Here is a 549-nt window from a genome sequence, read left to right on the forward strand (position 1 = left end):
TAGTCATTAGGGAAGAATTCCCCCCCGTCAAATAGGTAGAAAGCATAGACATCGCATACGAATCTTTATCTGTTTTTGGAGGCAGGTTATATGCCTGAATCACAGCAGGAATCTGAATATTATCATAAACAATATCGCGGATTTCAGAAGTTTTTCTTGGCTCTACGATGTCTGGTCTGTAGATCTCTTTGGTTCCCTTGGGAATCTCTGAGAAATATTTCTTCACCCATTCTTCGGTCTTTGCGTAGTCAATATCACCGGCAATTGTCAAGGTCGCATTATTTGGCACATAAAAATCCTTGTAGAACTGCTGGAATTCTTCAATGGAGGCAGCATTGAGGTCATCCAATGAACCAATGGGTGCCCAACGGTATGGGTGCTCTGTATATGCTCTTTTTAATGTTTCAATCAGTATACTTCCATATGGACGATTGTCATAACTCTGACGCTTTTCTTCCTTTACTACTTCACGCTGTGTCTCTACTCCTGTCTGATCTACTTTGGAATGTAGCATGCGCTCACTCTCCATATATAGAGCCAATTCCAGTT

General features: G+C 41.3%; 1 protein-coding gene. It reads right to left on the reverse strand.

All coding sequences use genetic code 11. From position 1 onward, the window contains the following. A partial coding sequence (locus tag AC4FQ3_RS22830) for a M16 family metallopeptidase (protein WP_491183411.1) occupies positions 1–549 on the reverse strand: 549 nt, incomplete at both ends.

Source organism: Flavobacterium sp. AK-345 (assembly GCF_058310175.1).